Source organism: Collimonas fungivorans (assembly GCF_001584145.1).
Taxonomy (GTDB): Bacteria; Pseudomonadota; Gammaproteobacteria; order Burkholderiales; family Burkholderiaceae_D; genus Collimonas; species Collimonas fungivorans.
Window position 1 is genome coordinate 189,137 of record NZ_CP013232.1, and the last position, 26,806, is coordinate 215,942.

General features: G+C 61.3%; 27 protein-coding genes. 15 read left to right on the top strand and 12 right to left on the bottom strand.

All coding sequences use genetic code 11. The features are described 5' to 3' along the window. The first annotated feature begins 188 nt into the window (after positions 1–188). Both aspT and CFter6_RS00840 read left to right on the top strand, forming a co-directional pair. Positions 189–1,874, top strand: a complete 1,686-nt coding sequence (aspT, locus tag CFter6_RS00835) for an aspartate-alanine antiporter (protein ID WP_061538333.1) — start codon at positions 189–191, stop codon at positions 1,872–1,874. Between the two features lie 61 nt (positions 1,875–1,935). Continuing rightward, positions 1,936–3,564 carry a bifunctional aspartate transaminase/aspartate 4-decarboxylase gene (locus CFter6_RS00840; RefSeq protein ID WP_061538334.1) on the top strand — a complete coding sequence of 543 codons (1,629 nt, stop codon included), beginning with the start codon at positions 1,936–1,938 and terminating at the stop codon, positions 3,562–3,564. A gap of 43 nt (positions 3,565–3,607) precedes the next feature. Here the strand turns inward: CFter6_RS00840 and CFter6_RS00845 are convergent, their stop codons facing one another. Further along, entirely contained in the window at positions 3,608–4,867 is a 1,260-nt protein-coding gene (locus tag CFter6_RS00845; RefSeq protein WP_061538335.1) for a cytochrome-c peroxidase, read from the bottom strand. Positions 4,868–5,056: 189 nt separating this feature from the next. On the opposite strand from CFter6_RS00845, the gene acpA reads away from it, so the two are divergent. After that, positions 5,057–7,210, top strand: a complete 2,154-nt coding sequence (gene acpA, locus CFter6_RS00850; protein WP_061538336.1) for an acid phosphatase — start codon at positions 5,057–5,059, stop codon at positions 7,208–7,210. Between the two features lie 64 nt (positions 7,211–7,274). On the opposite strand, the gene CFter6_RS00855 is transcribed toward acpA, so the two are convergent. The 3 genes from CFter6_RS00855 to CFter6_RS00865 all read right to left on the bottom strand — a co-directional run bounded on the left by CFter6_RS00855 (position 7,275) and on the right by CFter6_RS00865 (position 9,666). Then, complete coding sequence (locus CFter6_RS00855; RefSeq protein WP_061538337.1) at positions 7,275–8,255, bottom strand: pyridoxamine 5'-phosphate oxidase family protein; 981 nt, start codon at positions 8,253–8,255, stop codon at positions 7,275–7,277. Positions 8,256–8,308: 53 nt separating this feature from the next. Further along, on the bottom strand, positions 8,309–8,947 hold the full coding sequence (locus CFter6_RS00860; protein ID WP_061538338.1) for a glutathione S-transferase family protein: 639 nt from the start codon (positions 8,945–8,947) through the stop codon (positions 8,309–8,311). Between the two features lie 146 nt (positions 8,948–9,093). Further along, on the bottom strand, positions 9,094–9,666 hold the full coding sequence (locus CFter6_RS00865; RefSeq protein ID WP_061538339.1) for a TetR/AcrR family transcriptional regulator: 573 nt from the start codon (positions 9,664–9,666) through the stop codon (positions 9,094–9,096). Positions 9,667–9,820: 154 nt separating this feature from the next. Here CFter6_RS00865 and CFter6_RS00870 point away from each other — a divergent pair, with 154 nt between their 5' ends. Both CFter6_RS00870 and CFter6_RS00875 read left to right on the top strand, forming a co-directional pair. Further along, positions 9,821–10,237 carry a MarR family winged helix-turn-helix transcriptional regulator gene (locus CFter6_RS00870; RefSeq protein WP_061538340.1) on the top strand — a complete coding sequence of 139 codons (417 nt, stop codon included), beginning with the start codon at positions 9,821–9,823 and terminating at the stop codon, positions 10,235–10,237. An 89-nt stretch (positions 10,238–10,326) separates the two neighbouring features. After that, positions 10,327–10,584: a hypothetical protein gene (locus CFter6_RS00875; protein ID WP_150118568.1), complete on the top strand. Its 258-nt coding sequence runs from the start codon at positions 10,327–10,329 to the stop codon at positions 10,582–10,584. A 16-nt stretch (positions 10,585–10,600) separates the two neighbouring features. Here CFter6_RS00875 and CFter6_RS00880 read toward each other — a convergent pair whose 3' ends face one another. From CFter6_RS00880 to CFter6_RS00895, 4 genes are all read right to left on the bottom strand, one after another. Then, complete coding sequence (locus CFter6_RS00880; RefSeq protein ID WP_061538342.1) at positions 10,601–11,809, bottom strand: MFS transporter; 1,209 nt, start codon at positions 11,807–11,809, stop codon at positions 10,601–10,603. Between the two features lie 76 nt (positions 11,810–11,885). After that, positions 11,886–12,620 (bottom strand): helix-turn-helix transcriptional regulator, encoded by a 735-nt coding sequence (locus tag CFter6_RS00885; protein WP_061538343.1) that lies wholly within the window; start codon positions 12,618–12,620, stop codon positions 11,886–11,888. A gap of 15 nt (positions 12,621–12,635) precedes the next feature. Continuing rightward, complete coding sequence (locus CFter6_RS00890) at positions 12,636–13,649, bottom strand: response regulator (RefSeq protein WP_061538344.1); 1,014 nt, start codon at positions 13,647–13,649, stop codon at positions 12,636–12,638. Positions 13,650–13,703: 54 nt separating this feature from the next. Next, positions 13,704–15,023 (bottom strand): sensor histidine kinase, encoded by a 1,320-nt coding sequence (locus CFter6_RS00895; protein WP_061538345.1) that lies wholly within the window; start codon positions 15,021–15,023, stop codon positions 13,704–13,706. 163 nt (positions 15,024–15,186) lie between these two features. Between CFter6_RS00895 and cqsA the strand changes: the two genes are divergently transcribed. Next, the gene (cqsA, locus tag CFter6_RS00900) at positions 15,187–16,434 is read left to right on the top strand and encodes an alpha-hydroxyketone-type quorum-sensing autoinducer synthase (protein ID WP_061538346.1); all 1,248 of its coding nucleotides are present in this window, start codon (positions 15,187–15,189) and stop codon (positions 16,432–16,434) included. 44 nt (positions 16,435–16,478) lie between these two features. Here the strand turns inward: cqsA and CFter6_RS00905 are convergent, their stop codons facing one another. Then, the gene (locus CFter6_RS00905) at positions 16,479–17,045 is read right to left on the bottom strand and encodes a DUF1697 domain-containing protein (protein WP_236904477.1); all 567 of its coding nucleotides are present in this window, start codon (positions 17,043–17,045) and stop codon (positions 16,479–16,481) included. Next, positions 17,042–17,836 carry an IclR family transcriptional regulator domain-containing protein gene (locus tag CFter6_RS00910; protein ID WP_061538348.1) on the bottom strand — a complete coding sequence of 265 codons (795 nt, stop codon included), beginning with the start codon at positions 17,834–17,836 and terminating at the stop codon, positions 17,042–17,044. The genes CFter6_RS00905 and CFter6_RS00910 overlap by 4 nt, the downstream gene beginning before the upstream one ends. 216 nt (positions 17,837–18,052) lie before the next feature. Here CFter6_RS00910 and CFter6_RS00915 point away from each other — a divergent pair, with 216 nt between their 5' ends. From CFter6_RS00915 to CFter6_RS00935, 6 genes are all read left to right on the top strand, one after another. Further along, the gene (locus tag CFter6_RS00915) at positions 18,053–18,751 is read left to right on the top strand and encodes a 3-oxoacid CoA-transferase subunit A (RefSeq protein ID WP_061538349.1); all 699 of its coding nucleotides are present in this window, start codon (positions 18,053–18,055) and stop codon (positions 18,749–18,751) included. 30 nt (positions 18,752–18,781) lie between these two features. Beyond that, positions 18,782–19,423 carry a 3-oxoacid CoA-transferase subunit B gene (locus CFter6_RS00920; protein ID WP_061538350.1) on the top strand — a complete coding sequence of 214 codons (642 nt, stop codon included), beginning with the start codon at positions 18,782–18,784 and terminating at the stop codon, positions 19,421–19,423. A 22-nt stretch (positions 19,424–19,445) separates the two neighbouring features. Then, positions 19,446–20,648, top strand: coding sequence for a 3-oxoadipyl-CoA thiolase (gene pcaF / locus CFter6_RS00925; protein ID WP_061538351.1), 1,203 nt, complete (start codon positions 19,446–19,448; stop codon positions 20,646–20,648). Positions 20,649–20,732: 84 nt separating this feature from the next. Then, entirely contained in the window at positions 20,733–20,954 is a 222-nt protein-coding gene (locus CFter6_RS26215; RefSeq protein WP_236904478.1) for a cysteine hydrolase family protein, read from the top strand. Further along, complete coding sequence (locus tag CFter6_RS26220) at positions 20,951–21,271, top strand: isochorismatase family protein (RefSeq protein ID WP_470294996.1); 321 nt, start codon at positions 20,951–20,953, stop codon at positions 21,269–21,271. The genes CFter6_RS26215 and CFter6_RS26220 overlap by 4 nt, the downstream gene beginning before the upstream one ends. 156 nt (positions 21,272–21,427) lie before the next feature. Then, the gene (locus CFter6_RS00935) at positions 21,428–21,883 is read left to right on the top strand and encodes a transposase (RefSeq protein WP_167351330.1); all 456 of its coding nucleotides are present in this window, start codon (positions 21,428–21,430) and stop codon (positions 21,881–21,883) included. A 37-nt stretch (positions 21,884–21,920) separates the two neighbouring features. On the opposite strand, the gene CFter6_RS00940 is transcribed toward CFter6_RS00935, so the two are convergent. Both CFter6_RS00940 and CFter6_RS00945 read right to left on the bottom strand, forming a co-directional pair. Continuing rightward, positions 21,921–22,370 carry a ProQ/FINO family protein gene (locus CFter6_RS00940; protein ID WP_061538353.1) on the bottom strand — a complete coding sequence of 150 codons (450 nt, stop codon included), beginning with the start codon at positions 22,368–22,370 and terminating at the stop codon, positions 21,921–21,923. 215 nt (positions 22,371–22,585) lie between these two features. After that, positions 22,586–23,536: a helix-turn-helix transcriptional regulator gene (locus CFter6_RS00945; RefSeq protein ID WP_061538354.1), complete on the bottom strand. Its 951-nt coding sequence runs from the start codon at positions 23,534–23,536 to the stop codon at positions 22,586–22,588. Between the two features lie 104 nt (positions 23,537–23,640). Here CFter6_RS00945 and CFter6_RS00950 point away from each other — a divergent pair, with 104 nt between their 5' ends. From CFter6_RS00950 to CFter6_RS00960, 3 genes are all read left to right on the top strand, one after another. Further along, positions 23,641–24,480 (top strand): NIPSNAP family protein, encoded by an 840-nt coding sequence (locus CFter6_RS00950; RefSeq protein ID WP_061538355.1) that lies wholly within the window; start codon positions 23,641–23,643, stop codon positions 24,478–24,480. A gap of 53 nt (positions 24,481–24,533) precedes the next feature. Continuing rightward, the gene (locus tag CFter6_RS00955) at positions 24,534–25,181 is read left to right on the top strand and encodes a LysE family translocator (RefSeq protein ID WP_061538356.1); all 648 of its coding nucleotides are present in this window, start codon (positions 24,534–24,536) and stop codon (positions 25,179–25,181) included. 307 nt (positions 25,182–25,488) lie between these two features. After that, positions 25,489–26,802, top strand: a complete 1,314-nt coding sequence (locus CFter6_RS00960) for an MFS transporter (RefSeq protein ID WP_061538357.1) — start codon at positions 25,489–25,491, stop codon at positions 26,800–26,802. Positions 26,803–26,806: the final 4 nt, after the last annotated feature.

The window sequence follows — 26,806 nt, forward strand, 5'->3', positions numbered from 1 at the left end:
CGCCCGCCTGCATCATCTCCCTCTTTTTGCCCGGTAAACCGATCGCTATTTCTTTTGGGAAATATCGATTCTGCTATTATTGGGATGCTTTTATGCAACTTCTCAAGGCTTCTTCTGCACTGACCATTCAGGACGCGGCACCGGCTTATTGAACAAACTGCATTTCTCAAAAGGAAAGGACGTCCCTTATGGAGTGGCTGCATGAGTTATTCAAGAAATCCCCGGAGATAGCGCTGTTCTTATCGCTGGCGGTCGGTTATGCCGTCGGCAAGATCAAATTCGGCAAGTTCCAGCTCGGCGGCGTTGCTGGCTCGCTGCTGGTGGCGGTGCTGGTCAGCCAGGCCGGGGTGCAGGTCGATCCGGGCGTCAAGGCGGTGCTGTTCGCCCTTTTCATTTATGCGGTCGGCTACGAGAGCGGCCCGCAATTCTTCAACTCGCTGGGCAAACAGTCGATCCGGGAAATCATCCTGGCAGCGATCCTGGCGCTGACCGGCCTGGCGACAGTAGTCGTGATGGCCAAGCTGTTCGGCCTCGACAAGGGACTGGCTGCGGGCGTCGCCGCCGGCGGCCTGACGCAGTCGGCGATCATCGGTACCGCCGGCGACGCCATCACCAAGCTGGGACTCGACGCCGCCGAGGTGGCGCGCCTGCAGGGCAATGTCGCGGTGGGTTACGCGGTGACTTACGTGTTCGGCTCTTTCGGCGCCATCATCGTCTGCGTGAATATCTTGCCGAAACTGATGGGGCGCAGCATCCGCGAAGATGCGATCAAGGCCGAGACGGCGATGCAGGCCGGGGTCAAGGTACTGGGGCCGGAGCAGCATGCGGCGCTGCCGGAACTGGTGGGCCGCCTGTATGAAATCACCCAGGGCAAGATCTCGGTCGAGGAAGTGGAAAATCTCGATCCTGCCACCGCCATCACGATTGAAAGAGTCAAGCGCGCCGGCCAGGTGATCGAGGTCAGTCCGCAGCTGCTGCTGCAGCCGCACGACATCGTGCTGGTGGTCGGCCGCCGTGAAGCGGTGGTCAGCACTTCCGGTTTCCTCGGCAAGGAAGTATATGCGGTGGAAGGCATGGAGCTGACCATGCAGCACCGGGAAGTGGTCCTGACCAACAAGGAGTTCCACAATAAAAGCGTGGCGGAAATCCGCACCCAGACCGCCGGCGATGTACGTCACGGCATTTACGTGGTGCAGATCAGCCGCATGGGACAGGTGCTGCCTATCCTGCCTGAAACCATCGTCCAGGTGGGCGACGTGGTGTCGATCTATGGCGCCGAACAAGACGTCAAGCGCGTTGCCGATATTGTCGGTTATGTAATCGTGCCGAGCGCCAAGACCGATTTTGTCTATCTCGGCGCCGGCCTGGTGGTGGGTTTGCTGGTGGGCCTGCTGGTGGCCAAGGTCGGCTCGATTCCGTTGACGCTGGGCAGCGGCGGCGGCGCCCTGCTTTCGGGCCTGCTGTTCGGCTGGTTCCGCTCCCGCCACCAGTCGTTCGGCGCCATGCCGGCCGGTGCCGTGCAGATACTGAAAGACCTCGGCCTGGCCGGTTTCGTGGTGGTGGTCGGCCTGTCGTCCGGGCTGCAGGCAGTGCAGACCGTGCGGCAGCAGGGTTTCACCATCTTCGGCGTCGGCGTGGTGGTGACCATCCTGCCGATGATCCTGACCATGCTGATCGGGCGCTACATCCTGCGCTATGACAATACCGCTGTATTCGCCGGCGCCCTGAGTGGCTCGCGCAGCGCCAATCCGGCGTTCGGCGAGGTGCTCGACAAAGCGGAAAATGCGATTCCCACCGTGCCTTTCGCCATTACCTACGCCTTGGCCAATGTGTTCCTGACGTTATTGGGACCGCTGATCGTGGCGCTGGTCTGAGCTTGTTTGCGCCTCTCGGTCCGCTGCGGCGGATTCAATCTATCGAATAAGGAGTGTCAGAATGGATTTCAGCAACCCGGATAAACTCGCCCTGCTCAGCCCCTTTGAATTGAAAGATGCATTGATCCAGGTGGCCTCGGGCACCGACCGCGCCATGCTCAACGCCGGCCGCGGCAACCCGAATTTCCTGGCGACCACGCCGCGCCACGGGTTTTTCCAGTTCGGCCTGTTCGCCATGAGCGAAGCCGAGCGCTCCTATGTCTACATGGACGGCGTCGGCGGATTCCCGCAGCGCGACGGCATCGAGGCGCGTTTCGAGATTTTCACCAAGGCCCACGCCGGCGTCGACGGCGTGCGTTTCATCGAAGCCGCCGTGTCTTATGTGCGCGACCAGCTGGGCCTGTCGGCCGGCGCTTTCCTCTACGAGATGTGCGTCGCCATCCTTGGCTGCAACTATCCGGTGCCGGACCGCATGCTGAGCCTGAGCGAGAAGATCGTCGGCCAGTACATCCGCCAGGAGATGATCGGCGAGCAGCCGTTCATCGGCAATTTCGACATGTACGCGGTGGAAGGCGGCACTGCCGCCATGACCTACATTTTCAACAGCCTGCGCGAAAACCATATCCTCAAGGCCGGCGACACCATCGCCTTGGGCATGCCGATCTTTACGCCGTATATCGAAATCCCTCACCTCAACGACTACCAGCTGGTCGAGCTGCTGATCGATGCGCCGCCTGAGAACAACTGGCAGTTCACCAAGAAGGAACTCGACAAGCTGCTCGATCCCAAGGTCAAGGCGTTCTTCCTGGTCAATCCCAGCAACCCGCCTTCGGTCAGGATCAACGATGAGACGCTGGCGTATATCGGCGAGATCGTCAGGCAGCGTCCCGACCTGATCATCCTTACCGACGATGTGTACGGTACTTTCGCCGACGATTTCATATCGCTGTTTGCGATCTGTCCCTACAACACCATCCTGGTGTACTCGTTCTCCAAGTATTTCGGCGCCACCGGCTGGCGCATGGGAGTGGTGGCCACCCACGAAAACAATATCCTGGACGACAAGATCGCGGCGTTGCCCGAAGCACGGCGCAAGGAACTGGACCTGCGCTACAACTCGATCACCACCGAACCGCGCGCGCTGAAATTCATCGACCGGCTGGTGGCTGACAGCCGCACCGTGGCGCTCAACCACACCGCCGGCCTGTCGACTCCGGTGCAGGCGCAGATGACCTTGTTTTCCTTGTATTCGCTGCTGGATGAACCGCAGAATTACAAGAAATCGATGAAACGCATCGTCTTGCGGCGCAAGGAAGCGCTGTACCGGGCGCTGGCCTTGCCGCTGCCGGTCGACGCCGATTCGGTGCACTACTACCATCTGCTCGACCTGGAAACGCTGGCCACGGAAATGTACGGCGCCGATTTTGCCAAGTGGATGGTGAAACGCCTGAAGCCGAACGAGGCGCTGTTCCGGCTGGCGGAAGAGACCGGCGTGATACTGCTGCCTGGGCGCGGTTTTGGTACGGCGCATGCGTCGGCGCGGGTGTCGCTGGCCAATCTTAACGAATACGACTACACCAACATCGGCACGGCGATCCGCAAGCTGGCGCTGGAGTTCCATGTGCAGTTCGAAAAAGGTGCGGGCGGAAAATCGAAAGTGGCGAAGGCCGGAAAGAAAGCCAAAAAATAACGCCGCAGGGTGGGCACTTGTGCCCACCCTGCAAAGCTGGGATTTAAGGATGGAATCCGTCGTTCAGGGTTTTCAGGAAGGCGATGACGTCCTTGATTTCGCCATCCGTCAATGCCGGCCGGTCGCCGGGCTTGCGGTCGAACGGCGCTTCGACATTGACGTTGCCATGGTAGGCCTCAGGCAGGTCGTCGAATTTGCGTACCTTGCCTTCCTTGTCGCGCGGATACCATTTCTGCGGCTGGGTGTCGCGCTGCACGTAGAATTTCATCACCTGCTCCAGGCTGGTGAAAGCGCCGTTGTGGAAAAACACCTGGCGCGTGGCGACGTTGCGCAAGGACGGCGTCTTGAACAGGCCGCAATATTCGGTCTTGTCCTTGAGGTCGGTACGGTCCGGGCCGCACAAGCCCATGTCGAAATATTTTGGATCGGCGTTGGCCGGGATGTTCTTGTTGCGCGGCACGCCGATGGCGATCAGGCCGTAGTCGGTAAATTGCGGAAACGCGCCGCTGGCGGTGATTTCGCTGATATGGCATGAGGCGCAGTTGCCTTTGGACGCATCGTTGAACAGCCGCAAGCCATTCAATTCCTGTTTGCTGAGCTGGGTTTGCTGGCGCAGGAAGGCGTCGTACTTGCTGTTGTACGGATAAAACTCGGTCGGGCTTTCCTGGAATACTTCCAGCGCCATCAGCGCCCACTTGAAAGCCTGTTCCCGGCTGTCGAAAATATCTTCGCCGAAGGTGGCGCGGAATTGCGCTACGTAGCTTGCCTTCTTCAGTTTCTCCACCACTTCGGCTGCGTTCGCATTGCCCATTTCGTGCGCCGACAACAGCGGAATCCGCGCCTGGTCGTGGGTGGATGGCGCGCGGCCGTCCCAGTTGTGGCCGCCGGTGGGGCCGGCGTCGATGCTGTCATCGCCGTCGTCGTCGAAGAAGTGTTCGGTGAAAGCCGGCACATTCTGTATATAACGCAGCGAAGGCACGGCGCGCGTGCCCAGCGTTTTCATTTCCTTGCCGCCCAGCTGCACCGCCAGGTTGTTGGGCGGGCCGAATGCATGGTCGGGGCTGTGGCAAGTAGCGCAAGACATCTTGCCCGAGGCCGACAGGGAAGGATCGGAGAACATGGTGCGGCCGAGCGCGGTCATGTCGGCTACCGAAGGCTGTTTTTTCAGCGTCGGCGCATAGGTGGCGCCCACGTAGGCTGGCGTAGCAGGCTTGGCGGCTTCGGCGTCAGCATGCTGCTGGCCGCAGGCGTTCAGGAGAAACGCGGCGACGCCGCTCAGGATTGCAATGACCGCTGGTTTCATAGAAATGTTTGGCAAGCCTTGGGGGACGAGCGGAGCGCCGCATCGAATGGGAGGCAAGCCTAGCAGCGTTGTGTGACAGAACGATGACACATCCACACCCTAAAAATAAATGGCGGCCGGCACGGCATTTCACACAGCTGACATATTCGGGGCATAGGATTGCGCTTTTTATCACCCCGGGGAGGGTTTATGAAGCGGACCAAACAATGGCTGCCAGAGACGGTGGCAGCGGTGGCAACGGTGACACTAGCGGCGGGCTTGAGCGCATGCGGCGGTGGCGGCGGCGGCTCGATCGGCGATTCCGGCGGCGCTGTGACCAGCGGCCAGGTAACCGGCAGCTATTATGAAAAAGCCAAAGTCTGCTTCGAAGACAAGGTAAAGAAAGCAACCTGCGACGCCGCCTCGCCGGTAACTACTACGGCCGCTGACGGTTCCTATTCCCTCAAAGGCCAGGGCGCGGTGGTGGCCACTGTCGATACTGGCGCCATCCGCCATGAAGCGCTGGGCGACAAAGGCAGCGCCGTCACGCAGAAGCTGGTGTTTCGCGCACCAACCGGCCACAGCGCTTTCGTCAGCGCCATCTCGACCGAACTGGCCGCGGCCATGGATGCCAACGGCGGCGATTTCGCCGACGCCAGCAAGAAGCTGGCCGCCAAGATCGGCACTGCCGAAGCCAACCTGCTGGCCGACATCAACAAGCTGGGCGGCAATGACCTGGCCAAGCTGAAAGCCGAAGCAGCAGCCGTCAACGCCGCCATCGCAGCGGCTATCGCGCAAGGCGGCAATGTCGACCTGGGCCAGGCACTGGGCAGCGCGCTGGCCATGAACAATATCCAGAACGTGGTGGTGATCTTTGCCGAAAACCGCGGCTTCGATAACCTGTACGGCCTGTTCCCGGGCGCCAACGGTATTCCCGGCGTCAATCCGACCTCGGCTTCCAGCTACGTGCCGCAAAAGGATTTCGACGGCAGCACCCTGCCGGTCCTGCCGCCTACCTGGGGCGGCATGACCCTGGCCGGCCAGAGCACCGTCATCACGCAAGCGCAGTCGGCCAACCTGCCGAACAAGCCGTTCCAGATCGACGATGTCAACAGCCCGATCGCCATGTCGTCGAGCGTGATTACGCGCGACCTGGTGCATCGCTTCTTCAATAACCAGATGCAGATCAACGGCGGCAAGAACGACAAATTCGCCGCTTACTCGGATGCCGGCGGCCTCAGCATGGGTTATTACGACGGCAGCAAGATGAAGCTGTGGAATATCGCCAAGCAGTACACGCTGGCCGACAATTTCTTCATGGGCGCCTTCGGCGGCTCCTTCCTGACCCATCAGTACCTGATCTGCGCCTGCGCGCCGACTTACCCGAATGCCGACGCCGCCACTTCGCCTGCCAAGGGCAGCATCTCGGCGGTCACGCTCGACGCCAGCGGCAACCTGGTCGGCCTGACCCCAGGCACCGGCAATCCGACTTCGGTATTGAACGGCGCACCGGTCTACCAGAAGGACAGCACCATCACGCCGAAAGATGCCGCCGGCATGTTCTATGCGGTCAACACCATGCAGCCGCCATACCAGCCTAGCGGCAACAACGCCGCCGCGGTCGCTGCCTACGCCGATCCGAGCAAGGCCACTACCCTGCCGGTCCAGACCCAGACCAATATCGGCGACGAGCTGACGACCAAGGGCATCGACTGGGCCTGGTATGCCGGCGCCTGGAATGCCGCCTTGGCCGATGCGCCGAACGCCACCCGCAGCGTGATCTACGGCGGCAAGGTCCAGTTCCAGCCGCATCACCAGCCGTTCAACTACTACAGCCGCTTCGATCCGGCCACCGCCACCGGCGCTGCCGAGCGGGCCAGCCACCTGAAGGATTTCGATGCTTCCTTCCTGCAGGATGCAGCCGCCGGCAAACTGCCTGCGGTGGCGTTCTACAAACCGCAAGGGAACTTGAACCAGCATGCCGGTTATGCCAACGTGGCTGACGGCGACGCCCATATCGCCGACGTCATCGCCAAGCTGCAAGCCAGCCCGCAATGGAAGAACATGCTGATCGTGGTGACCTACGATGAAAACGGCGGTTTCTGGGATCACGTGGCGCCGCCCAAGGGCGACCGCTGGGGTCCGGGCACGCGCTTGCCGACTCTGCTGGTGTCGCCGTATGCGAAGAAGGGTTTCGTCGACCACACCCAGTACGACACCGCTTCCATCCTGCGTTTCATCACCAACCGCTATGCGCTGCCGGTACTGCCTGGTATCACCGCCCGCGACAAGGCGCTGGTGGCGAATGGCGCCAAGCCGATGGGCGACCTGAGCGCTGCATTGACACCGGTCCCGCAAGAGTAATCTGGCCGAAACCCGGTTAGCAAAACCATAAAGCCGGCTGCCTTGAAAAAGGCAGCCGGCTTTTTTATTGCCAGGATCCCATGGGCGCCAGCGCCGGCGACAGTTCAGCTTCACCCCAACGCAGCGGCAACGAGGCCTCGACCCGTATCGCCTGCTCCAGATGGAAACGCAGCAAGCGCTCGGCGCCTGTGAATGCCGCGACTTCGGGACCGTCCCAGATCAGCTCGGCGCTGACTGCCAGGTACAGCAAATCGCCGCTGGCGAAATCGATGAACAGCAAGCCGGCGCGGGGATGTTCAACCAGGTTGCCGATAGTGTTGAAGTAAAAATTGCCGACAAAATCAGGCACTGTCAGTGTCTTTGCATCGTCGATGCGGACGAAGCCGGGCTTGCCGCCGCGGTGTGAAACGTCAACTCCGTGCTGGCGATCGTCGGCTGCTGCGGGTTTACCCATGAAAGCAGAGGCAATGAAGAAAGTGTCGGCGCCGGCGATCAGGTTTTGCATCGCGGCGTCGAGCTGTTCCGTCCGGTGGACCACAGGCGCCGCTGCGCCGTCGTCCTCAATCAGGGTGGGACGGCGCGCCTGTATGTATTTGGGGCAGTTGCCGAAGCTCTGGTCCACCTTCAGCGTCCACCCCGCGGCGCTGATGTCCTCGACCTTGCCGTTCATGCGGTTGCGGCGGCGGGTATGCGGTTCTATGCCGAGGATGCCGATCGCGGCGTTATGGACCAGGTTTTGCCGCAGCGGGTCGGCTGCCAGCATGTGCGGATGCAACTCCAGGTGTTCAGCGTCGGGCGAGGTCACGAAACCGGGTGCGCCAGTCACTATCGAGGCCCACGGCTGCTGTTCGCGGTCGATGCTGCCGACGATCATGAACGGCAGCTGCTGGAAGAACTCGCGATGCTGGTCCGGCATGAAGCTGCGCAGCAGATGGCCGCGGCTCGCCATCTTTTCCAGCACGCCGACACGCTGCTGCACTGCCTGTTCGCCGCTATGGAAAGGCGTATTTTCTGGAATGGTTGCTACTGTTTCAGGATGGGACATGTCTTGCCTCCTTGGTGGAGCGCCTCGATCGCTTGCGACCGGGGCGCGCAGTCTCAAGCTGCCAACGCCGGCGGAGTGGCTTGCATGGCGACAAAACCGGGCAAGGCTTCAACCCGGCCCAGCCATGCGCGGATATGCGGATAGTCGTCCAGCGCCACGCCGCCCTCAGGCGCATGCGCTATATAGCTGTAAGCCGCTACATCGGCGATCGTCACTTGGGCGCCGGCCAGGAACACGCGATCGGCCAGATGCGGTTCCAGCAGCGTGAACAGTCGCTTGGCGGTGGCGCAGGCCGCGCCGTGGTCGAGCGGCATGCCGAACAAGGTGGCCAGGCGGGCGCTAGCCGGGCCGCGGAAAATCTCGCCCGCCGCCAGCGACAGGAAGCGCTGCACGGTGGCCGCCCCCAAAGGGTCGCGCGGCAGCCAGCTGGCATCGCCGTATTTGCTTGCCAGATAGACCAGGATCGCATTCGAATCGGCTAGCGTAACCTCACCGTCTTCAATCACGGGCACTTGGCCGAACGGATTTTTCGCCAGGAACTCAGGCTTTTTCTGTTCGCCGGCGCCGAGGTTGACGTCGATCATTTCAAACGGCAGATCCAGCAGGGACAGAAATAGCTGGACGCGGTGGGCGTGGCCGGACAAGGGTGCGCGATAAAGGCGGATCGGTTGGGCTGGGCGGGCGGCTGGCATGGAGGATCTCCTGGATGGCTGGGATAAAAGCTCAGTGAAGCATCGTGAGCGATGCGTGGCAAAAACTGCATGGTCTGTACCGAACAATCGGTACAATACAAAAGCAAAACCAGACTGTCAAGTAAAAACAGAAAGTCAAAAATGCCTTACCTGGCTGGCTGAGGGCCAAGCAGGATGGCGGGAAAATTTTCTATCATGCGCAAAAAGGGGCCGTTGCTGTCCAAAGCGCGAGACACGATCAGCGATCCCTGGATCGCCACCACGGCATTTTCCGCGCGGACGGCGGCCTCCACCTTATCCACGCCAGCCTCCTCGGCTACCCCGGCCAGCAAGGCCATCAGGGCCCGCATGCGCCCGCCCAGGTGCTGCTGGAACAGCGAACCGGCTTCGCCGATGGTGAATACATCCATCAGGCAGGGCGCCATGCCATTGGAGTAGTACTCGGTCAGCTTGCCGGCGAAGCGCTGCAGGCGGATGGCGGATGCCTCGCGGCTATCCAGGGTGGACAGCACGTGCTGGGTGAACCAGGTGCCGACCGCGGCCATGGCTGCGCTCGCCATGTCTTCCTTGCCGTTTGGAAAATAATGGTAAAGACTTGACCGCCCGAGGCCGGTAGCGTCAGACAGGCGCGACAGGCTGCTGCCTTCATAACCGTAGCGGCGAAAGGCGGCCAGGATGCGATCGATGACCTGGTCGCGGGAGAGGGTAGCTGTTGGCATGGTATTGGGCCTGGTGAGTGTACCGAATGTTCGTTGTTATCAATGTAGAGGTGAAATACCAAAACAGCAAGGACATCCCTGCAAAATCAGCGTTGGTTCTGGCAGCTGCAGAATAATAGTTGCATAGCTAACTATATCGATCTAGAATAAAGCCATGTTTGATCACTGCCTTTATTTCAACACCACGGCCTTGGCGCGCATCGTCGAGCGCGAGTGGAATGCTGCCTACCAGCCGTTCGATCTGACTGCGCCGCAGGGTTTCGTGCTGCGCGCAGTGCTGAGGCAGCCCGGGCTGCTCAATAGCGAACTGGCCGGCATCTTCGGCATTGCCAGGCCGACGGCGACTCGTTTGCTGGACGCGCTGCTGGCCAAGAACCTTATCGAACGTCGTCCTTCTGCCGCCGACGGCCGCGAATGGAATATCTTTCCGACAGCGGCGGCGCTGGCGCTGGACGGACCGATCAATGCCGTCAGCGCGGAATTGGACCAGCGTTTGCGCGGGCAGATGGGCGGCGAGCGTTTTGACGATTCGATCAGCGCCCTGCGCGGGGTCAGGGAAAAAATCGGCTAAATGCTGGCGTGACCATGCAAGGCAGGCAAGCCTGCCTAAATTTTCATTCAATTAGTTGTTTAGCTAACTTATTTTGCGAAGGAATCGCCATGCCAGCAATCTCAAGCAATATGCGGAAAACCGCAGGACTCCGCGCCATTCTGGCGGCGCTTGCAGTTGCCGCCGCAGCCACTGGAATCATCTTGTATCTGTTGTTTGCCGAGCCAGGCCTGCTGGATAACCAGGGCGCTTGCCTGGCGGCGCATGCGGCCGACTATGGCCTCACCACGCAGCAACTGAGCAGCGACGTCAGCCGCCAGTCAGAGTTGGTGGCGGCGCTGTCCTCCTGTTCCGGCATGGCGCCCTGAGTTGCGGCAGACCTGCTTATTCCGCCAGTTGCGACGTGGCGCCGGGCGCCGCCGCGCGGGAAAGCGGGACATGGCCACGGCTCAGATGCAGTGAAAAACAGGCGCATGACAAGGCCGCAGCTGACAAGGCGGCGCCGAACCAGGGCGTGGCCGCCAGCGACTGCCAGGCAATCACGACGCCGCCGCAGGCCGCTCCCAGCGCCACGCCAAGATGCATGGCTGAGGTGTTGAGGCCGATATTGACTTCGCTGTCAGCCGGCGCCGAACCGATCAGGTAGCTCTGCACGGTTGGCGAGATGCTCCAGCTCAGGCTGCTCCATATCATCATCGCCGGCAGGAACAGCCAGAGGGATCCGGCAAACAGCGGCAGGCTGGCCAGCACCACAGTGAACATGGCAGGCACCAGCCACAGTGTGCGGCGTGCGCCCAGCCGGTCCGACAGCCAGCCGCCGAGATAACCGCCGCTGACTGCCGATGCGCCGAACAGCGCATACATCAGGCTCAGGCTGTTGCCATGCAAACCGAGCGTGGCGCCGAGGTAGGGCGCCAGGTAGGCAAACAGGGTGAAATGGCCGGCGATCATCAGGATCGACACCAGCTGGGCGCAACTCAGGCTCGGGATCGCCAGCTGTTGCCAGTAGCGCTGCAAAGGGAAGGGCACGGGCAAGGGCTGCTGCGCGGTCATGCGCGGCAGGCTGGCTTGCAGCCAGAAGATCAGCGCGGTGGCAAGCAAGGCCATCGCGGCAAACGGCAGGCGCCAGCCGAAATGGCCGCTGAGGACGATGCCGAACGGTATGCCCAGCACCAGCGAGCCGCTGATGCCCATGAAGATGACGCCGATGGCCCGGCCCCGGTGGCTGGGCGCCACCAGCGCCGAGGCGAAAGTGGTGCTCAGCACCACGATCAGCGAACAGCTCGCGGCGGAAACGATCCGGAGCACAAACAGCGCCGCATAGTTCGGCGCCAGCGCGGCTGCCAGGTTGCTGAGGGCGAATACGGCCAGCGCCGCCTGCAGCAGGGCGCGCCGCTCAAAGCGTGCAGTCAGCGACAGCAGCAGCGCTGCGCAAACTGCAAACGACAGGGAAAACACGCTGGTCAGTTGGCCGGCGACGCTGACCGACACCGACAGGTCGCGGGCGATCGGCAGCAGGATGCCGCCGACAATGTTTTCGTCGAGGCCGGCGATGAAAGCCACCAGCGCGAGCAGATAGATACGACGATCCATGGACGGTTTTTGTTGAGTGGGAGAACGCAATGCGCGGCAATCAGCCGCACAGCCAGCATAGCCGACGCCTTGCCGTTCAGGTATTGGGTTTGATGATACCCTTCATGACCGCTCTGCTAATTGCATGGCGGGTGCTGTAGACGCCCAGCTTCATCGCCACATTCTTCATGTGGAAATACACGGTGCGCTGCGATATGCCCAGGATCAGGCCGATTTCGCTGCTGGTCTTGCCGTCGGCGCTCCAGCGCAGGCATTCGAGTTCGCGCGCCGACAAGATCGGTTCCTGGTTCGGCGCGACTTTGCGCCACAAGCGTTCAGCGGCTTCCTGCAGATAGACGCCGAGCAGCAGGGCGTCGGCCTGGACGCCGGTAGACAGCGCCTGACCTGCCGCATTGCTATAGAAATCGAGGCGGCTCACCGTATGCTTGCTGTGCAGCGCCAGGCTAATGCCTTGCGTGACGCCTTTGGTCTTCAACAAGGGATAGATCTGTCCGCCATGCAGCAGACACAATTGGTCGACCTGCCAGTTCAGCGGCAGGCAGGAACGCGCGAGATGCTGGCGGACCGGATCGGTCTTGTCGTCCGCCGGCTGGCTGAACTGCTGCAGCATGGCGTTTGGCAGGCTGCCGAACAATTGCACTTGCGAAGCGCCGTTGACGCTGGCGATCTCCATCCGCAGCATGAAATCGCAAATGCCAAGCTGCGCCAGCAGACGTTGCATGCACGCACGCAGCTGCTCCCAGTCAGGGGCCTGCACGACCTGCAGCAGGTCGGGAGCGGATAATCGGGCAGCAGTTTCGCTTCGCAGCATGGGGTTTTTATGACTCTATGATTTTATATCGGCAGACTGGTCACGCAAGAAATCCGCCAAGGAATAAAAGGGTTCGCGTAAAAAGTGGGTCGGGAAATCAAACAGCGCCCAGTAGTAGTCCTGAGCGCCGAAACAAATCTGCGCCGGCAGGCAGTATGATAGCCAATCGTGGCGCAACGCGTCGGTATACATGCCGCCGCTGTCGGAAAAGAACGGCACCAGCCGCATTTCGCGCAAGCCGGTCAGCAGTTCCAGCGGCGCGCCGTAGTCCTGCGCTACCTCCAGCTGCGACATCAGGCTGGCTTCGGTTTCCACCACCATCAGCGTCGCCTTGCCCTGCATGTCGAAGAACAGGATGCCGGTCGGGTTGGGGAACAGGTAATACTCGACAAAACCGTGCCGCTTGCACAGCTGTTCGACCAGCGTTTCCAGCGCCGGGTCCGACAGGAAGGTATAGGAATGGCGCGACAACAGGTCTTTCAGCGTCAGCGACTGGGCGTGGAAGAATTCCTTTTGCAGGCTGCGGATTTCCAGTTCCAGGTGGTCGAGCGCATCGTGGTCGCTTTTCTTGATGAAGCGGTCGATCAGGCCGCGGTTGAAGGCATCGATTGCAATCTTTTCATCGGCCTGGCCGGTGAACAGGATTTTTTTGCAAGGCAGGTCTTGCACCGCCTGGCAAAACGCCAGGCCGTTCATTTGCGGCATGGCGTAGTCGATCACTAGCACCGACGGCAACAGGAAACGGCGGCGGTTCATCGATTGCCGGTAAATCTGCTCGATGTCGACCGCCACCGTGCGCCGCTCGAACGAGAACGCCTGTTCGTCATAATTGACCCGGATCGACTGGCTCTTGCTGGGTGAATGGCGATAAGCGTCGCGCAGCCACTCGAGGGCGGCCTGGGTATCGTGGAAAACCTTGCGCGCCATGTGCGGCGGCAGCTGGAAAGCCAGGCTGTCGAGGAAGCTCTGGCTATCGTCGATGAGGATAGTCAGGGTCGGATGTTGATAAACAGGTAATGAAATGTTCATATCAGGGGCATTGCCGGCGCAAGGATGGCGTTTGCGCTTGGTCTGGAAAGACAGTTAATTTAACAGAGAGCGCATGTCTGCTGCTTTTTGTTGCACTATAGGCGGAAAATCCAGCACAAAAATGGTGTAGCGAAGCGGACGTGAAACCACGCGTATGCGCGCGCCCCAGGCTTCCAGCACATCCTTGCAAAAAGCCAGTCCGATGCCGGTGCCGCTGGATTCGGGATAGGCGTAAAAGCGTTCGAAAATCTGCGACGTGCGGCCGGCCTCGATGCCGCAGCCGGTATCGATGAACAGCAGCCTCGGCCTCGGCCGGGCGCCGTCCAGCACGATTCGGATCCGGCCCTTGCCGACGCGCTGGACCGAAGTCAACGCATTGCGCAGCAAATTGATCAGGACCATAGAACACAGCTCGACCTGTCCCAGCAGGCGAAAATCGGAGCGGATCGTGATGGCCACCAGTTCGCGCTGTTCCTGGTTGACGAACGGATAGCGCTGCATCATCAGGTCGACTACCGCCGCCATCGACACGATGTCCTTCGGCACCAGGTTTTCCCTGCCGGTCGAGGCGCTCAGCAGGAACAGGTCGATTACGTTGTTCATGTGGCGGACTTCGAGTTCGATCCGGGCCAGCGCCTTTTCCATCGGCACCTGGCTTGGCGTCGCCTGCGGCGCGTTCTCCTGAAGCAGCCGGCTCAAGCCGCGCGCATTGGCGTTGATGCTGCGCAAAGGCGTGCGCAATTCGTGCGATACAGTCGCCAGCGCGGTCGCCATGCCGGCCAGCTTTTCCCGCGCCAGGACCTTTCTGCCGACCTTGGCGAGCGACACCGTGAACACGGCGAACAGCTGGATCGGCACTTGTTCCAGCATCTCAGGACTGAGCGGCATGAGGCTGCCATGGACTATTGAATAAACAACGTAAGCCAGCAGGGTTCCTATGACATATGACAGGAAGGCCAGGGTGGTGTCGAAGTGGAACAGCAGGATCAGGCCGATCAGCAGCGACTGGCCCCATACCGCTGAACCGTCATTCATGAGGAACATGAACGTGAAAAAAAACGGCAGGCCGAAGGTCAGGCAAACGAAAAAATAAGCTGCCAGCCATTTTTTCTGGCGCAGGTGGCGAATCAATATGATCGGCCCGCAGAGCGCGACGCAAAACAGGCGCAAGCTGAGGTTTTCGTATGGCTGCGGAAACCAGTATGCCCAGACCACGTAATACAGCGGCATGCCGATCACGGCGACCCACGCCAGGATCGCTACTCGGTTGGCCATGTCATTGAATTGAGTGTTGATGCTCAGCCACCAGCGGCTTGCCGCGCGCTCCCAGGCCCGCCAGCGCTTGCTTTTCCAGCTGCTAATGTTTTCAATCATGATGTATCAGATATTAGGCCTATTGGATTTGATGCGGGGTCGTTGCGAGGCGACGCTAAGTTAGCGATGTGCTAAGTCCAATTGCATAACCTGATTCCACGTTCCAGACAGGGACATGGCGGCTCTGTTTGGTTTTTCATCTGAAAGTATAGGGGAGAAAATCATGCCATTAACAGAAAGCTACCACGAACCTTTGATTTTGGCAGCAGAGCAGCGCCTGCCAGCCTTCGTATCCACCCGTCTGGACGAGTATTACACGGATCGCATGGAAAAATTGTGGGGTGGCGAACACTTGCTGCACTGGAGTTCGCCTGGACCGAACGCCATTTATTTATCTAGCAACGATTATCTGTGCATTGCCGCGGAACCGCGGCTGATCGAGGCGCAGGCGGCGTGCCTGTTACGCGGCGAAGCCGGCCTGCTGATGTCGACGGTGTTCGTGCGGGAAGGCAGCGCCCAGCCGTGCCTGGAAAAAAAAATGGCAAATTTCATGGGGGCGGAAGACGGCTTGATCACACAGTCCGGCTGGAGCGCCAATGTCGGCCTGCTGCAAACCATAGCCGGTCCCGGCGTGCCGGTCTACCTGGACATGCAGGCGCATGCTTCCTTGTGGGAGGGCGTGCATGCGGCCCAGGCGCGGCCGGTGCCGTTCTTGCACAATGAGGTTGAACATCTGCGGCGCCAGGTGCTCAAGCACGGCGCCGGCGTGATCGTGATCGATTCGGTCTACAGCGTCAGCGGCAGCGTGGCTCCGCTGCGTGAAGTGCTGGCGGTCGCCGAAGAAAGCGGCAGCATCCTGGTGGTGGACGAATCGCATTCGCTCGGCACGCACGGTCCTGCGGGGGCCGGCCTGGTGGTGCAGATGGGCTTGTCCGATCGTGTCCATTTTCGTACTGCGTCGCTGGCCAAGGCTTTCGGCGGAAGGGCTGGATTCATCACCTGTTCCAGTAAATTCAAAGGCTACTTCCTGTCCACCTCGCGTCCCGCCATTTTCAGTTCCTGCATGCTGCGGCATGAGCTTGCCTGGTTCGACGCTGCGCTGGATTTCATCCGCAACGCGGATGAGCGGCGCCTTGCCTTGCATCGCAATGCACGCCGCATACGCGACGGCTTGACCAAGTTGGGCTACAACGTCAGCGACGGCACGGAGCAGATCATTGCGCTGGAAGCCGGAACCGAGCCGAAGACGCAGGTGCTGCGCAAGGCGCTGGAAGCGGAGGGCATTTTCGGCGCGGTTTTTTGCGCCCCGGCGACACCCAAGAACCGCTCGCTGGTCCGGCTGACGCTCAACTCCGGCCTGACCGAAGTGGAAATCCGCCAGATTTTGCAAGCCTGTGCGGCGATTCGCGACAAAGTGCAGCTGGCCGACTGGTCATCCAGCAAGCGCATGGCTGCCGCCGCTCTCAGCTAACCTCGCCGGCTGGCTTCCCGGGGCCTGCGGTCTTCGGGAAGACCTCAGCCATGTTTCAGGACCAGGCGCCGCACTGTGTTCCAGCTCCTGGTGGTGGCCGGCAAGCCGAGCAGTTTTTCCAGGAAAGCGTTGGGGCTGCCCGGACTGTTGCCGATTTTCCTGCTGACGCTCAGCGCTTCCGAACCGGTGCAATGGAATATTTCAAGGTCGCGCCGCTTCGACTCCAGCGGCAGCGCGGCCGGCATGACGCTGTCCGCGTGCAGGAAAGAGACGCAGCATTCGTAGACATTGTCGCGCTCGATAGCGGCGAACGGATCCAGCGCCACCAGCTCGGCCAGATAGTCGATGCGGCGGATGTATGCCGGCTCCTGGAGTCCGCATTCTGCCTGCAGGATCTGACGCGCCTGCGCCAAAACCTTGAGCGCCCTGGCGTCGCTCTTGGTGGTGAAGACCACGGTGCCATTGGTCAGGAATGAAGCTGCGGCATCGGCGCCGGCGCTGATGAAAGCCGCTTCCAGCTGTGCCTTGTCGGGACAGTTGGGCCGCCCCAGGTTGAGGTTGCGGAAAAAGGCAGCGTATTTCACGCCACCGGGTTTGCCGGCCGCCGTCATTTTTGCGCCCGCACCAGCAAATTGATCTTTGCCGCGGCAGCCAGCAGCATGGGCAGGCAATGTTCAAGCAGGTGCGCCGGGGTCGGATTATTCACCTGGCCGCTGAGGTTGATGGCGGCGACCACCCGGCCATTGCGGTCGAATACCGGCGCGGCCAGCGAGACCAGGCCCGGCTCCAGTTCTTCATTGACCATGCACCAGCCCTGGATCCGCACCTGGCGGATGATTTCCAGCAGGCGCTGCGGATCGACCACCGTGTGTGCTGTATGCGCCGGCAACGAGGCGGCGGCCAGGCGCTGCGCGAGGGTTTCGTCCGGCAAACCGGCCAGCAGCACACGGCCCAGCGAAGTGGCATAGGCCGGCAAGCGGCTGCCGACGCCGAGGTTGATCGACATGATCTTGTGCGCGGGCACCCGCAGCACATACACGATGTCGTCGCCGTCCAGCACGGCGGCGGAACAGGACTGGCGCAGGCTTTGCACCAGGTCTTCCATTACCGGCTGGGCCTGGGTCCAGACCGGTAGCGACGACAGGTAGGCAAAACCCAGTTCCAGCACTTTCGGCGTCAGGCGGAACAGGCGGCCATCCATCTCGACATATCCCAGGTGCAGCAAGGTCAGCAGGATGCGGCGCGCTCCGGCGCGGGTCAGCCCGGCGCCGGCCGCGACTTCGGTCAGCGTCTGCGCCGGCGCCCGGGCGCCGAAGCTGCGCAGCACCGCCAGTCCGCGGGCAAAGGACTGGACGTAGCTGTCGCCAGGTTTGGGATCGCTGGCATCGGACGGATTTGGCATGGTCAGGTTTTCATTAATCAGAATGTAATGCGCAGAATGTAATGCGCGGGATGTAATACGCAAGAGTAAAACGGCCCAGGCGCGAGGATGCGTAAATATGCAGCAGTTGACATTCGCCAGCTGGGTGACTATTCTTTTGAAATAAGTTCTTTATATGAATATTTGTTCATTATAAGAACTTTATTATATTTTTCAACTGAAAAGTTCGTAAAAGCCATGATTAATAAAATTATCCCTTCGGTCGAACAAGCGCTTGCCAATATTCATGACGGCGCCACGGTCATGATCGGCGGTTTCGGCGGCGCCGGACAGCCGGCAGAACTGATAGACGCCCTGATCGCGCAGGGCGCACGCGACCTGGTGATCGTCAACAACAACGCCGGCAACGGCGAAACCGGTTTGGCGGCGCTGCTGAAGGCGAGGCGGGTACGCAAGATCATCTGCTCCTTTCCGCGCCAGGCCGATTCGCAAGTCTTCGACGGCCTGTACCGCGCCGGCGAACTGGAACTGGAGCTGGTCCCGCAAGGCAACCTGGCGGAACGGATCCGCGCCGCCGGCGCCGGCATCGGCGCATTCTTCACGCCCACCGGGTACGGCACGGAGCTGGCCAAGGGCAAGGAGACCCGCGAAATCAACGGCAAGATGCATGTGCTGGAACATCCGATTCACGCCGATTTCGCCCTGATCAAGGCTGAGTGCGGCGACCGTTGGGGCAACCTGACCTACCGCAAGACCGCGCGCAATTTCGGCCCTGTCATGGCCAGCGCCGCCAAGGTCACGATCGCCTCGGTGCACGAGATCGTCGAGCTCGGCAGCCTCGATCCCGAAAGCGTGATTACGCCCGGCCTGTACGTCCAGCGGGTGGTGCAGGTGCCGCGCAGCGCAACCGGTCCGGCCGGTTTCAAGGCCGCATGAAAAAGACGAGAACAAAGAGAAGAGGACAAGATGAATAAGTGGAGCAGAGAACAAATGGCGGCGCGCGTGGCGCAGGACATACCTGACGGCGCCGTGGTCAACCTGGGAATCGGCTTGCCGACGCTGGTGGCGAACCAGCTGCCGAGCGACCGCGAAGTGATCCTGCACAGCGAGAACGGCGTGATCGGCATGGGCCCGGCGCCGGCCGCCGGCGAGGAAGACTACGACCTGATCAACGCCGGCAAGCAGGCGGTGACGCTGCTGCCGGGCGGCTGTTATTTCCACCATGCCGACAGCTTCGCCATGATGCGTGGCGGCCACCTGGATGTCTGCGTGCTTGGCGCGTTCCAGGTGTCAGCCAGCGGCGACCTGGCCAACTGGCACACCGGCGCCGCGGATGCGATCCCGGCCGTCGGCGGCGCCATGGACCTGGCCATAGGCGCCAAAAAAACCTATGTGATGATGGAGCATCTCACCAAGGCGGGCGAAAGCAAGCTGGTCGCAACCTGCACTTATCCGCTCACCGGGATCGCTTGCGTGAGCCGGGTTTATACCGACCTGGCGGTGATCGACCTTGCCGCCGACGGCGCCAGGGTAATCGCCATCGTCGACGGCTTGTCGTTCGAGGAGCTGCAGAAGCTGACCTCGGTGCCGCTCGTCATGGCTTACTGATTAACTGATTCAGGAGAAACCCATGTCCCACGCTTTCATCTGCGATGCCCAGCGCACGCCCTTCGGCCGATATGGCGGCGCGCTGGCCAGCGTGCGCGCCGACGATCTCGGCGCGATTCCCATCCGTGCCCTGATGGCGCGCAATCCCCAGGTCGACTGGCAAGCAGTGGCCGACGTCATCTACGGTTGCGCCAACCAGGCCGGCGAAGACAACCGCAACGTGGCGCGCATGTCGGCGCTGCTGGCCGGCCTGCCGCTGGAAGTGCCCGGGGCGACGCTGAACCGCCTGTGCGGATCCGGCCTTGACGCGCTGGGCACGGCGGCGCGCGCCATCAAGAGCGGCGAGGCCGGCCTGATGATCGCCGGCGGCGTCGAAAGCATGAGCCGGGCGCCGTTCGTGATGGCCAAGGCCGAGAGCGCGTTTTCGCGCAGCGCCAGGATCGAAGACAGCACCATCGGCTGGCGCTTCGTCAACGCCCTGATGAAGCAGCAGTATGGCGTCGATTCCATGCCCGAGACCGCGGAAAACGTCGCGGCGGAATACGGCATCAGCCGCGCCGACCAGGACAAGATGGCGCTGGCCAGCCAGATGAAAACGGTGGCGGCGCAACACGCCGGCTACTTCGACAGCGAAATCACGCCGGTTGCAGTCCCGCAAAAAAAAGGCGAAACCATCGTCGTCGATAAAGATGAACATCCGCGCGCCACCAGCCTGGAAGCGCTGGCCAAGCTGAAACCTGTAGTCAGGCCGGACGGCAGTGTCACGGCAGGTAATGCCTCTGGCGTCAACGATGGTGCTTGCGCATTGCTGCTGGCCGACGAAGCCAACGCCGCGAAACACGGCCTGGTGCCGAGGGCCAGGATCGTCGCCATGGCCACCGCCGGCGTTGCGCCACGCGTCATGGGCATGGGTCCGGCGCCGGCGACGCTGAAAGTGCTGGCGATGACAGGTTTGACCCTGGACCAGTTCGACGTGATCGAGCTGAATGAGGCGTTTGCCGCCCAGGGACTGGCGGTATTGCGTCAGCTCGGTTTGCAGGACGACGACCCGCGCGTCAATCCGAACGGTGGCGCCATCGCGCTGGGCCATCCGCTGGGCGCATCCGGAGCGCGCCTGGCTGCCACCGCGGTCAACCAGCTGCAGCGCATCCAGGGCCGCTATGCACTGTGCACGATGTGCATCGGCGTCGGCCAGGGGATTGCGGTGGTGCTGGAACGGGTCTGATTGCGAACGGCCGGGAAAACGAGTGCGGCGCGTGGTATAAATAGGACATATAAGCAGGATATGTCCTAAATATCTTACCCGCCCATGAGCTATCTCTGCGACGCCTCGCGCGCAACCCTGATCATTGTCGACTTGCAGGAAAAACTGATGCCGGTGATCGATCAGGGTGCGCTAGTCCTGCAGCGCGCGGTGCTGCTGGCCCAGGCCGCCGGATTACTGGGCATTCCCGTAATCGGCACCGCGCAGCAGCCGTTGCGGCTGGGCGGACCGTCGCGCCCATCCATGCGCTGCTGGGCCGGACCATAGAAAAAACCAGCTTCGATGCCTGCGCCCAGCCCGCATTCATGGCGGCGCTGAGCAATGGCCGCGAAGAGCTGGTGGTGCTGGGCTGCGAGGCCCATGTCTGTGTGCTGCAAACGGTACTGGGTTTGCTGCACCGGCAGCGCCGGGTAAAGCTGGTCAGCGATGCGATCGGCTCGCGCCGCAGCAGCGACAAACAAGCTGCCATCGAGCGCGCCCGTGCCGCCGGCGCTGAAATCGTCAGTAGCGAAATGCTGATGTTCGAATGGATGGGCAATAGCGACCATCCGGAATTCCGCAAAATACTCAAGCTGATCAAGTAGCCCGGCAAGCGGTCGTCGTGCACGATGTCCGGTGCGGGAAAAACACAGGCATTTCCTGCCTCTGGATTCAGCCATCCCTTATGTATTTTTCAAGCAAAATGATCAAAAATATATCGAACGGTTTGATAACCACCATCAAAACATGGGATGGACGATATGGATCTTCGAGAAGAGCATTGGCAAAAACTGAAACCGCTGCTGCTGGGGGGAGACGCTGATCCCGGCGCCACCGGCCGCGACAACCGCTTGTTCCTGCAAGCCATCCTGTGGGTTGTGGCGAGCCGCGCCAAATGGTCGGCGCTGCCGCCGGAATTCGGCCGCTGGCAGACCGCCTATGTGCGTTTCATGCGCTGGAACCAGGCTGATATCTGGCGCCAGCTGGCGAACTGCCTGAGCGACGACAGCGAACTGCAAAGGATGCTGGAAGCGATTGTCGCGTTTGGCGACGAATACACGCGGCGCGCAAGCCAAAGGCTGACGAACAAGAGCAACAGGGATGCCTACAGTTCGATGCTGGGAAAAGCGGCCCGGCAAAAATCCTGTGCTTCAATCGAAGAAAATACGATAGCCGGCGCCGGTTCCAACTGGGTATGGCTGCTGAACCGCAGATGAGCCGGCCGCGCAGTTGGTCACGTAGCTAGTTAATTTCTCAGCCGCGGTTGCGCGAGAATTTTGCGGTCAGCTGGTTCAGCTTTTCCGCATGCTGGCGCGCTGCTTTTTCGGCGGCTTCCTGGGCCGCTTCGGCGGCGCGCTGGGCTTTGCGCTGTTCGGCGTTTTTCTTGAAACGTTCACGCAGCGTCTCCGTGGCGTGGGTGCGATGGACTTCCGTCACTTCATCCGTGCTGTTGCCTTCGAGGTCGAACCGGTGCGTCGCTTTTTCCATGCCCTTGAGATAGCGCAGCGAGTTGGTGTGCATGCCGAGCGCGATGCGCAAAGTCTTGCGGTTGAGTTCCGGCGACAGGGCGATGAGCTGCTTGTCGATGCCGATCGCGAGCGGCTGGTAATCGCGGAATACCGCGAATTTTTCCTGGAGTTCCTTGAGCAGAACGCGGGCGGTTTGAACAGGGTTGGGAGTGGATGCGACAGCAGGTGTATTCATTGACAACAAAAGCAGTATGTTTTAGAACGCTCAGGATATCACGGAGATGCCCTGAAACTCTTGCCGGGGCCGTGTTTTCCGGGCTCAAGCGCTGTTTTTCTGCCGCTTGTTGTTCTGCGGAGAAGCGCGCAGCCGCGAATTTACATCACAACCAGTCTATCGTGCATTGTTTCATCGACATACTGTCAATAGTGCGAGGCAATACTCTAAAGGCGCTAATTCCCTGCCAACGCCAATAACCTTTGCGCGCAAATCCTGACGGCATCGCGCAATTGCGGCGGATGGCGGATCTCGAATGCGAACGGCAGCTGCGCCAGCTGCCTGGCGAACCAGTCAAGATCGTCCGACTGGTTATGGACCAGTACGCCATCGGCGGTCTGCTCGAAGATGCCTATGGCGTCGGACAGGTGCTCGCGAGCCGACTTGAGATCGGTCTTGAGCAATACCTCTATCGCAAACGCGCGCGGCATGGTGGCGACCGAAAACGCCAGGTGGGCCAGGGCGTCGAAACCCGCCGGGCGGATAAAATTTTGTTCCAGCAACTGCACCTGGCCGATCCGGTCCAGCCGGAATGAGCGCAAGTCCTTGCGCAGGTGGCACATGCCAGCCGCGTACCAGCGGCCGTCGCGATACACCAGGCCATAGGCGTCGAAATCGCGCTCGCTGTCGTCGCCGCCGGCGCTGCGGTAATGCAGATGCACGCGCTGCCTGTTTTGCGCCGCCGCGCTTAGCGCAACCAGGGCGGCATTGTCGGCCGGCGAAACAGCTTGCGACAGGTCGAGCTTGACCGTTTCGTCGACAGCGCTGACACGGCGCTTCAGGTTGGCCGGCATGATCCGTTCCAGCTTGGCCTGGGCGCTCGCCACCGCCGGCGCCGCTTCGGCCAGGCCCAGGCCGCGCGCCGCCAGCAAGCCGATCGACAGGGCCAGCGCCTCGTCTTCGGTAAACATCATCGGCGGCAGCTTGAAGCCGGCGATCAGCGCATAACCGCCGTGGCGTCCGCGGTCGGTGGTGATCGGGATTCCCATTTCTTCCAGGGTCACGATGTAGCGGCGCAGCGTGCGGCCGTCGACCCCCAGGCGCGAGGCCATCTCGGCTCCGCTCATCCGGCCATGGGTTTGCAGCAGTTCCAGCACTGCCAGCACGCGTGTGGTTGGGTGGTACATGCTTTGCAGGATATTTTATATATAGGACGGATTATGTCCTATATAGACTTTATCTTCGATTCCAGCAACAAAAAATCCAAGCCAACCAATGCTGGAGGACCGCCATGTATCGATTCATCGCCGGAGTTTTTCTGCTGTCGGCAATGCTCGGCGCGCCGCCTGCCCTAGGTTGCCCGGCTCCTTCAACCAACCAGCGGCCAGCCATGCAAAACATCAGCCATCCCGGCGATTTCCAGGTGATCGAATTTCGCCGCTACCAGATCAAGAGCGGCGGCCGGTCCCGCTTCGTCGCCTATTTCGAAAGTTTTTTCCCGGAAGCCTTCCAGCAACTCGGCGCGCTGGCTCTCGGCCAGTTTTCCGAACGCGGGAACCAGGACGGCTTTACCTGGCTGCGCGGGTTCATGAGCATGGACGAGCGCGCCATCGTCAACAGCGCGTTCTACTACGGACCGGTGTGGAAAGAGCATCGGACCAGGCTCAACGACCTGATCGTCGACAGCGACAACGTGCTGCTGCTGCGGCCGCTGCGCCGGGATAGCGGCGTCAGCGTGCTGCCGGCGGTTGACCCGGTGTGCGAAACAGGCGGCGCACAGGGCGTGGTGGTAGCGCAAATCTTCGCGCTCAAGGCGGGCGATGTCGAACTGTTTGCGCGCCAGGCGGCGTCGGCCTTCGATGCTTACCAGGCGGCCGGCATGCGCCAGGCCGGGTTGCTGGTAACGCTCGACGCGAAAAACAATTTCCCGCAGCTGCCGGTCAGGACCGACGGCCTCTACCTGGTATGGCTGGGGATCGCCAGGGACGACCGGCAGCTGGAAACCGATTTTTATCCGCTGGCCGACCGTGCTGCCAGGCAGCTGGCGGGGGACGGCCTGCTCAGGTCGGCGCCGGAGCTGGTGATCCTCGATCCGGCCAGGCGCTCGCGTCTGCGCTGGCTGGCGGAATAACCGCGTCGCCGCGGATCCTTCGTGCAAATTTTTTACTTTCAGGAGACCTCAACATGAACCAATCCGTCAACCTCTGGCTGTACTTCATGATCGTATTCGGCGTCATCATCCTGCCCGGGCTGGACATGGCTTTCGTGCTGGCAAGCTCGCTGGTCGGCGGCCGGCGCTCCGGCCTGGCGGCGGTGGCCGGGATTGTCGCCGGCGGCGTCTGCCACATGACCATGGGCGCGCTGGGCCTGGCGGTGGTGCTCAAGCTGTGGCCGAGTCTGTTCAACCTGGTGCTGCTGGCCGGCGCTGCTTATATCGCCTGGATCGGCTGGTCGCTGCTGCGCAGCGAGAGCGGCTTCCGTTTTGCATCGGCGTCGCCTGAGTCGGCCTCGGCCAAAGCGCCTGCAACCACCTTTTACCAAGGCATGCTGACCAGCTTGCTCAATCCGAAAGCCTACGTCTTCATGCTGGCGATATTCCCGCAGTTCCTGAAAATCGATGCCGGCCCGATCTGGAGCCAGGCGCTGGTGCTGTGGATCATCACGGCGCTTACCCAGGCTGGCGTGTACGGCTTCATTGCAATCCTGTCCAGCCGCACCCGCAGCTGGTTCGACGCCAATCCGCGCGGCAGCCTGGTTACGGCGCGGGTAGTCGGTGCATTGCTGATAGCGGCCGGAATCTTTACCGGGATCGAAGGCTGGCAGGCGATGTAGCCGCCGCCCCGGCTACCGCACCGAAATAGCGTGCGGTGCACCATCTTCAGGCAAAAACCCTGCGCTACGCGCCGCAACGGCGCGGCAGGCAGCTTGTCTCCTCGGTTTAAATATAAAGAAACTGTTTTTAATCAATAACTTAGCTTGATGGCACGGCGTTTGCTCTGAATCAGGTCACAGGATCAACGACGATCCGACCTCTTCTGATGCAGGTCCAACGATGGATCTGTTGGACAACGGCGTCCTCTTGGCTCAACCACTCCTTGGTTGGGTCGAGAGGACGCCTTTTTGTTTTTAAAGACAAAAAATGGCAAACAAGGCAACCAGCATCGAACTCTTCAGCCTGCGCACGCCGCAGATGCGCGCTTTCCACCTGACCTGGATGGCGTTCTTCGTCTGTTTCTTCGCCTGGTTCGCCTGTGCGCCGCTGATGCCGCTGATCAAGGGCCAGCTCGGGCTGAGCATGGCGCAGATAGCCAACATCAATATCGCCGCTGTCGCCGTGACGATACTGGTGCGGCTGCTGGTCGGGCCGCTGTGCGACCGCTACGGTCCGCGCAAGACCTATACCGGGCTGCTGCTGGTCGGCGCGCTGCCGGTATTCGGCGTGGCGCTGGTGCAGAGTTACGAGAGTTTCCTGTTCTTCCGCCTGTGCATCGGTGCGGTCGGCGCCAGTTTTGTCATCACCCAGTACCATACCTCGGTCATGTTTGCGCCCAATGTGGTCGGCACCGCCAATGCCGCTTCGGCCGGCTGGGGAAATACCGGCGGCGGCGCGGCGCAGGCCTTGATGCCGTTGCTGGTGGCTGCCTTGCTGATGCTGGGCGTCAGCGAAACCATGGGCTGGCGCCTGGCGCTGCTGGTGCCCGGCGTGTTCATGCTGCTCATGGCGATGCTGTACTGGCGCTATACGCAGGACTGCCCGCAGGGCAACTATGCCGAGCTGCGCGCGCGCGGCGTGACGATCGACGGCGGAAAGAAGGGTGGCTGGGCCAGCTTCCGCGCCGCCAGCGGCAACTACCGGGTGTGGCTGCTGTTCGTTACCTACGGCGCCTGTTTCGGCGTCGAGATATTCATCCACAACATTGCCGCCATCTATTACGTCGATCATTTCGGCCTGTCGCTGAAGGGCGCCGGCATGGCGGCCGCCAGTTTCGGTTTGCTGGCCTTGTTTGCGCGCGCGCTGGGCGGCTGGCTGTCCGACAAGGCGGCGTTGCGCGGCAACCTGGACAGCCGAGCGGTCCTGCTGTTCGTGCTGATGCTGGGCGAAGGCCTGGGCTTGCTGTGGTTCGCCCATGCCGGCAGCGTTGTGCTGGCGGTGGCAGCGATGCTGACCTTCGGTTTGTTCACCCACATGGCTTGCGGCGCTACCTATGCGCTGGTGCCGTTCATCGACCGCAAGGCGCTCGGCGGCGTGGCCGGCATCATCGGCGCCGGCGGCAATGTCGGTGCGGTGGCTGCCGGTTTCCTGATGAAAGGCCTGGGCGACACCCAGCAGACGCTGACCATGCTCGGCGCGCTGGTGACGATTTCGGCCCTGTGCGCCATCGCCGTGCGCTTCAGCCCGGAGCACAAGGCGCAGGAACAAGAGTTGTACGACTTAGCCGCTAGAAGCGCATAAAGGA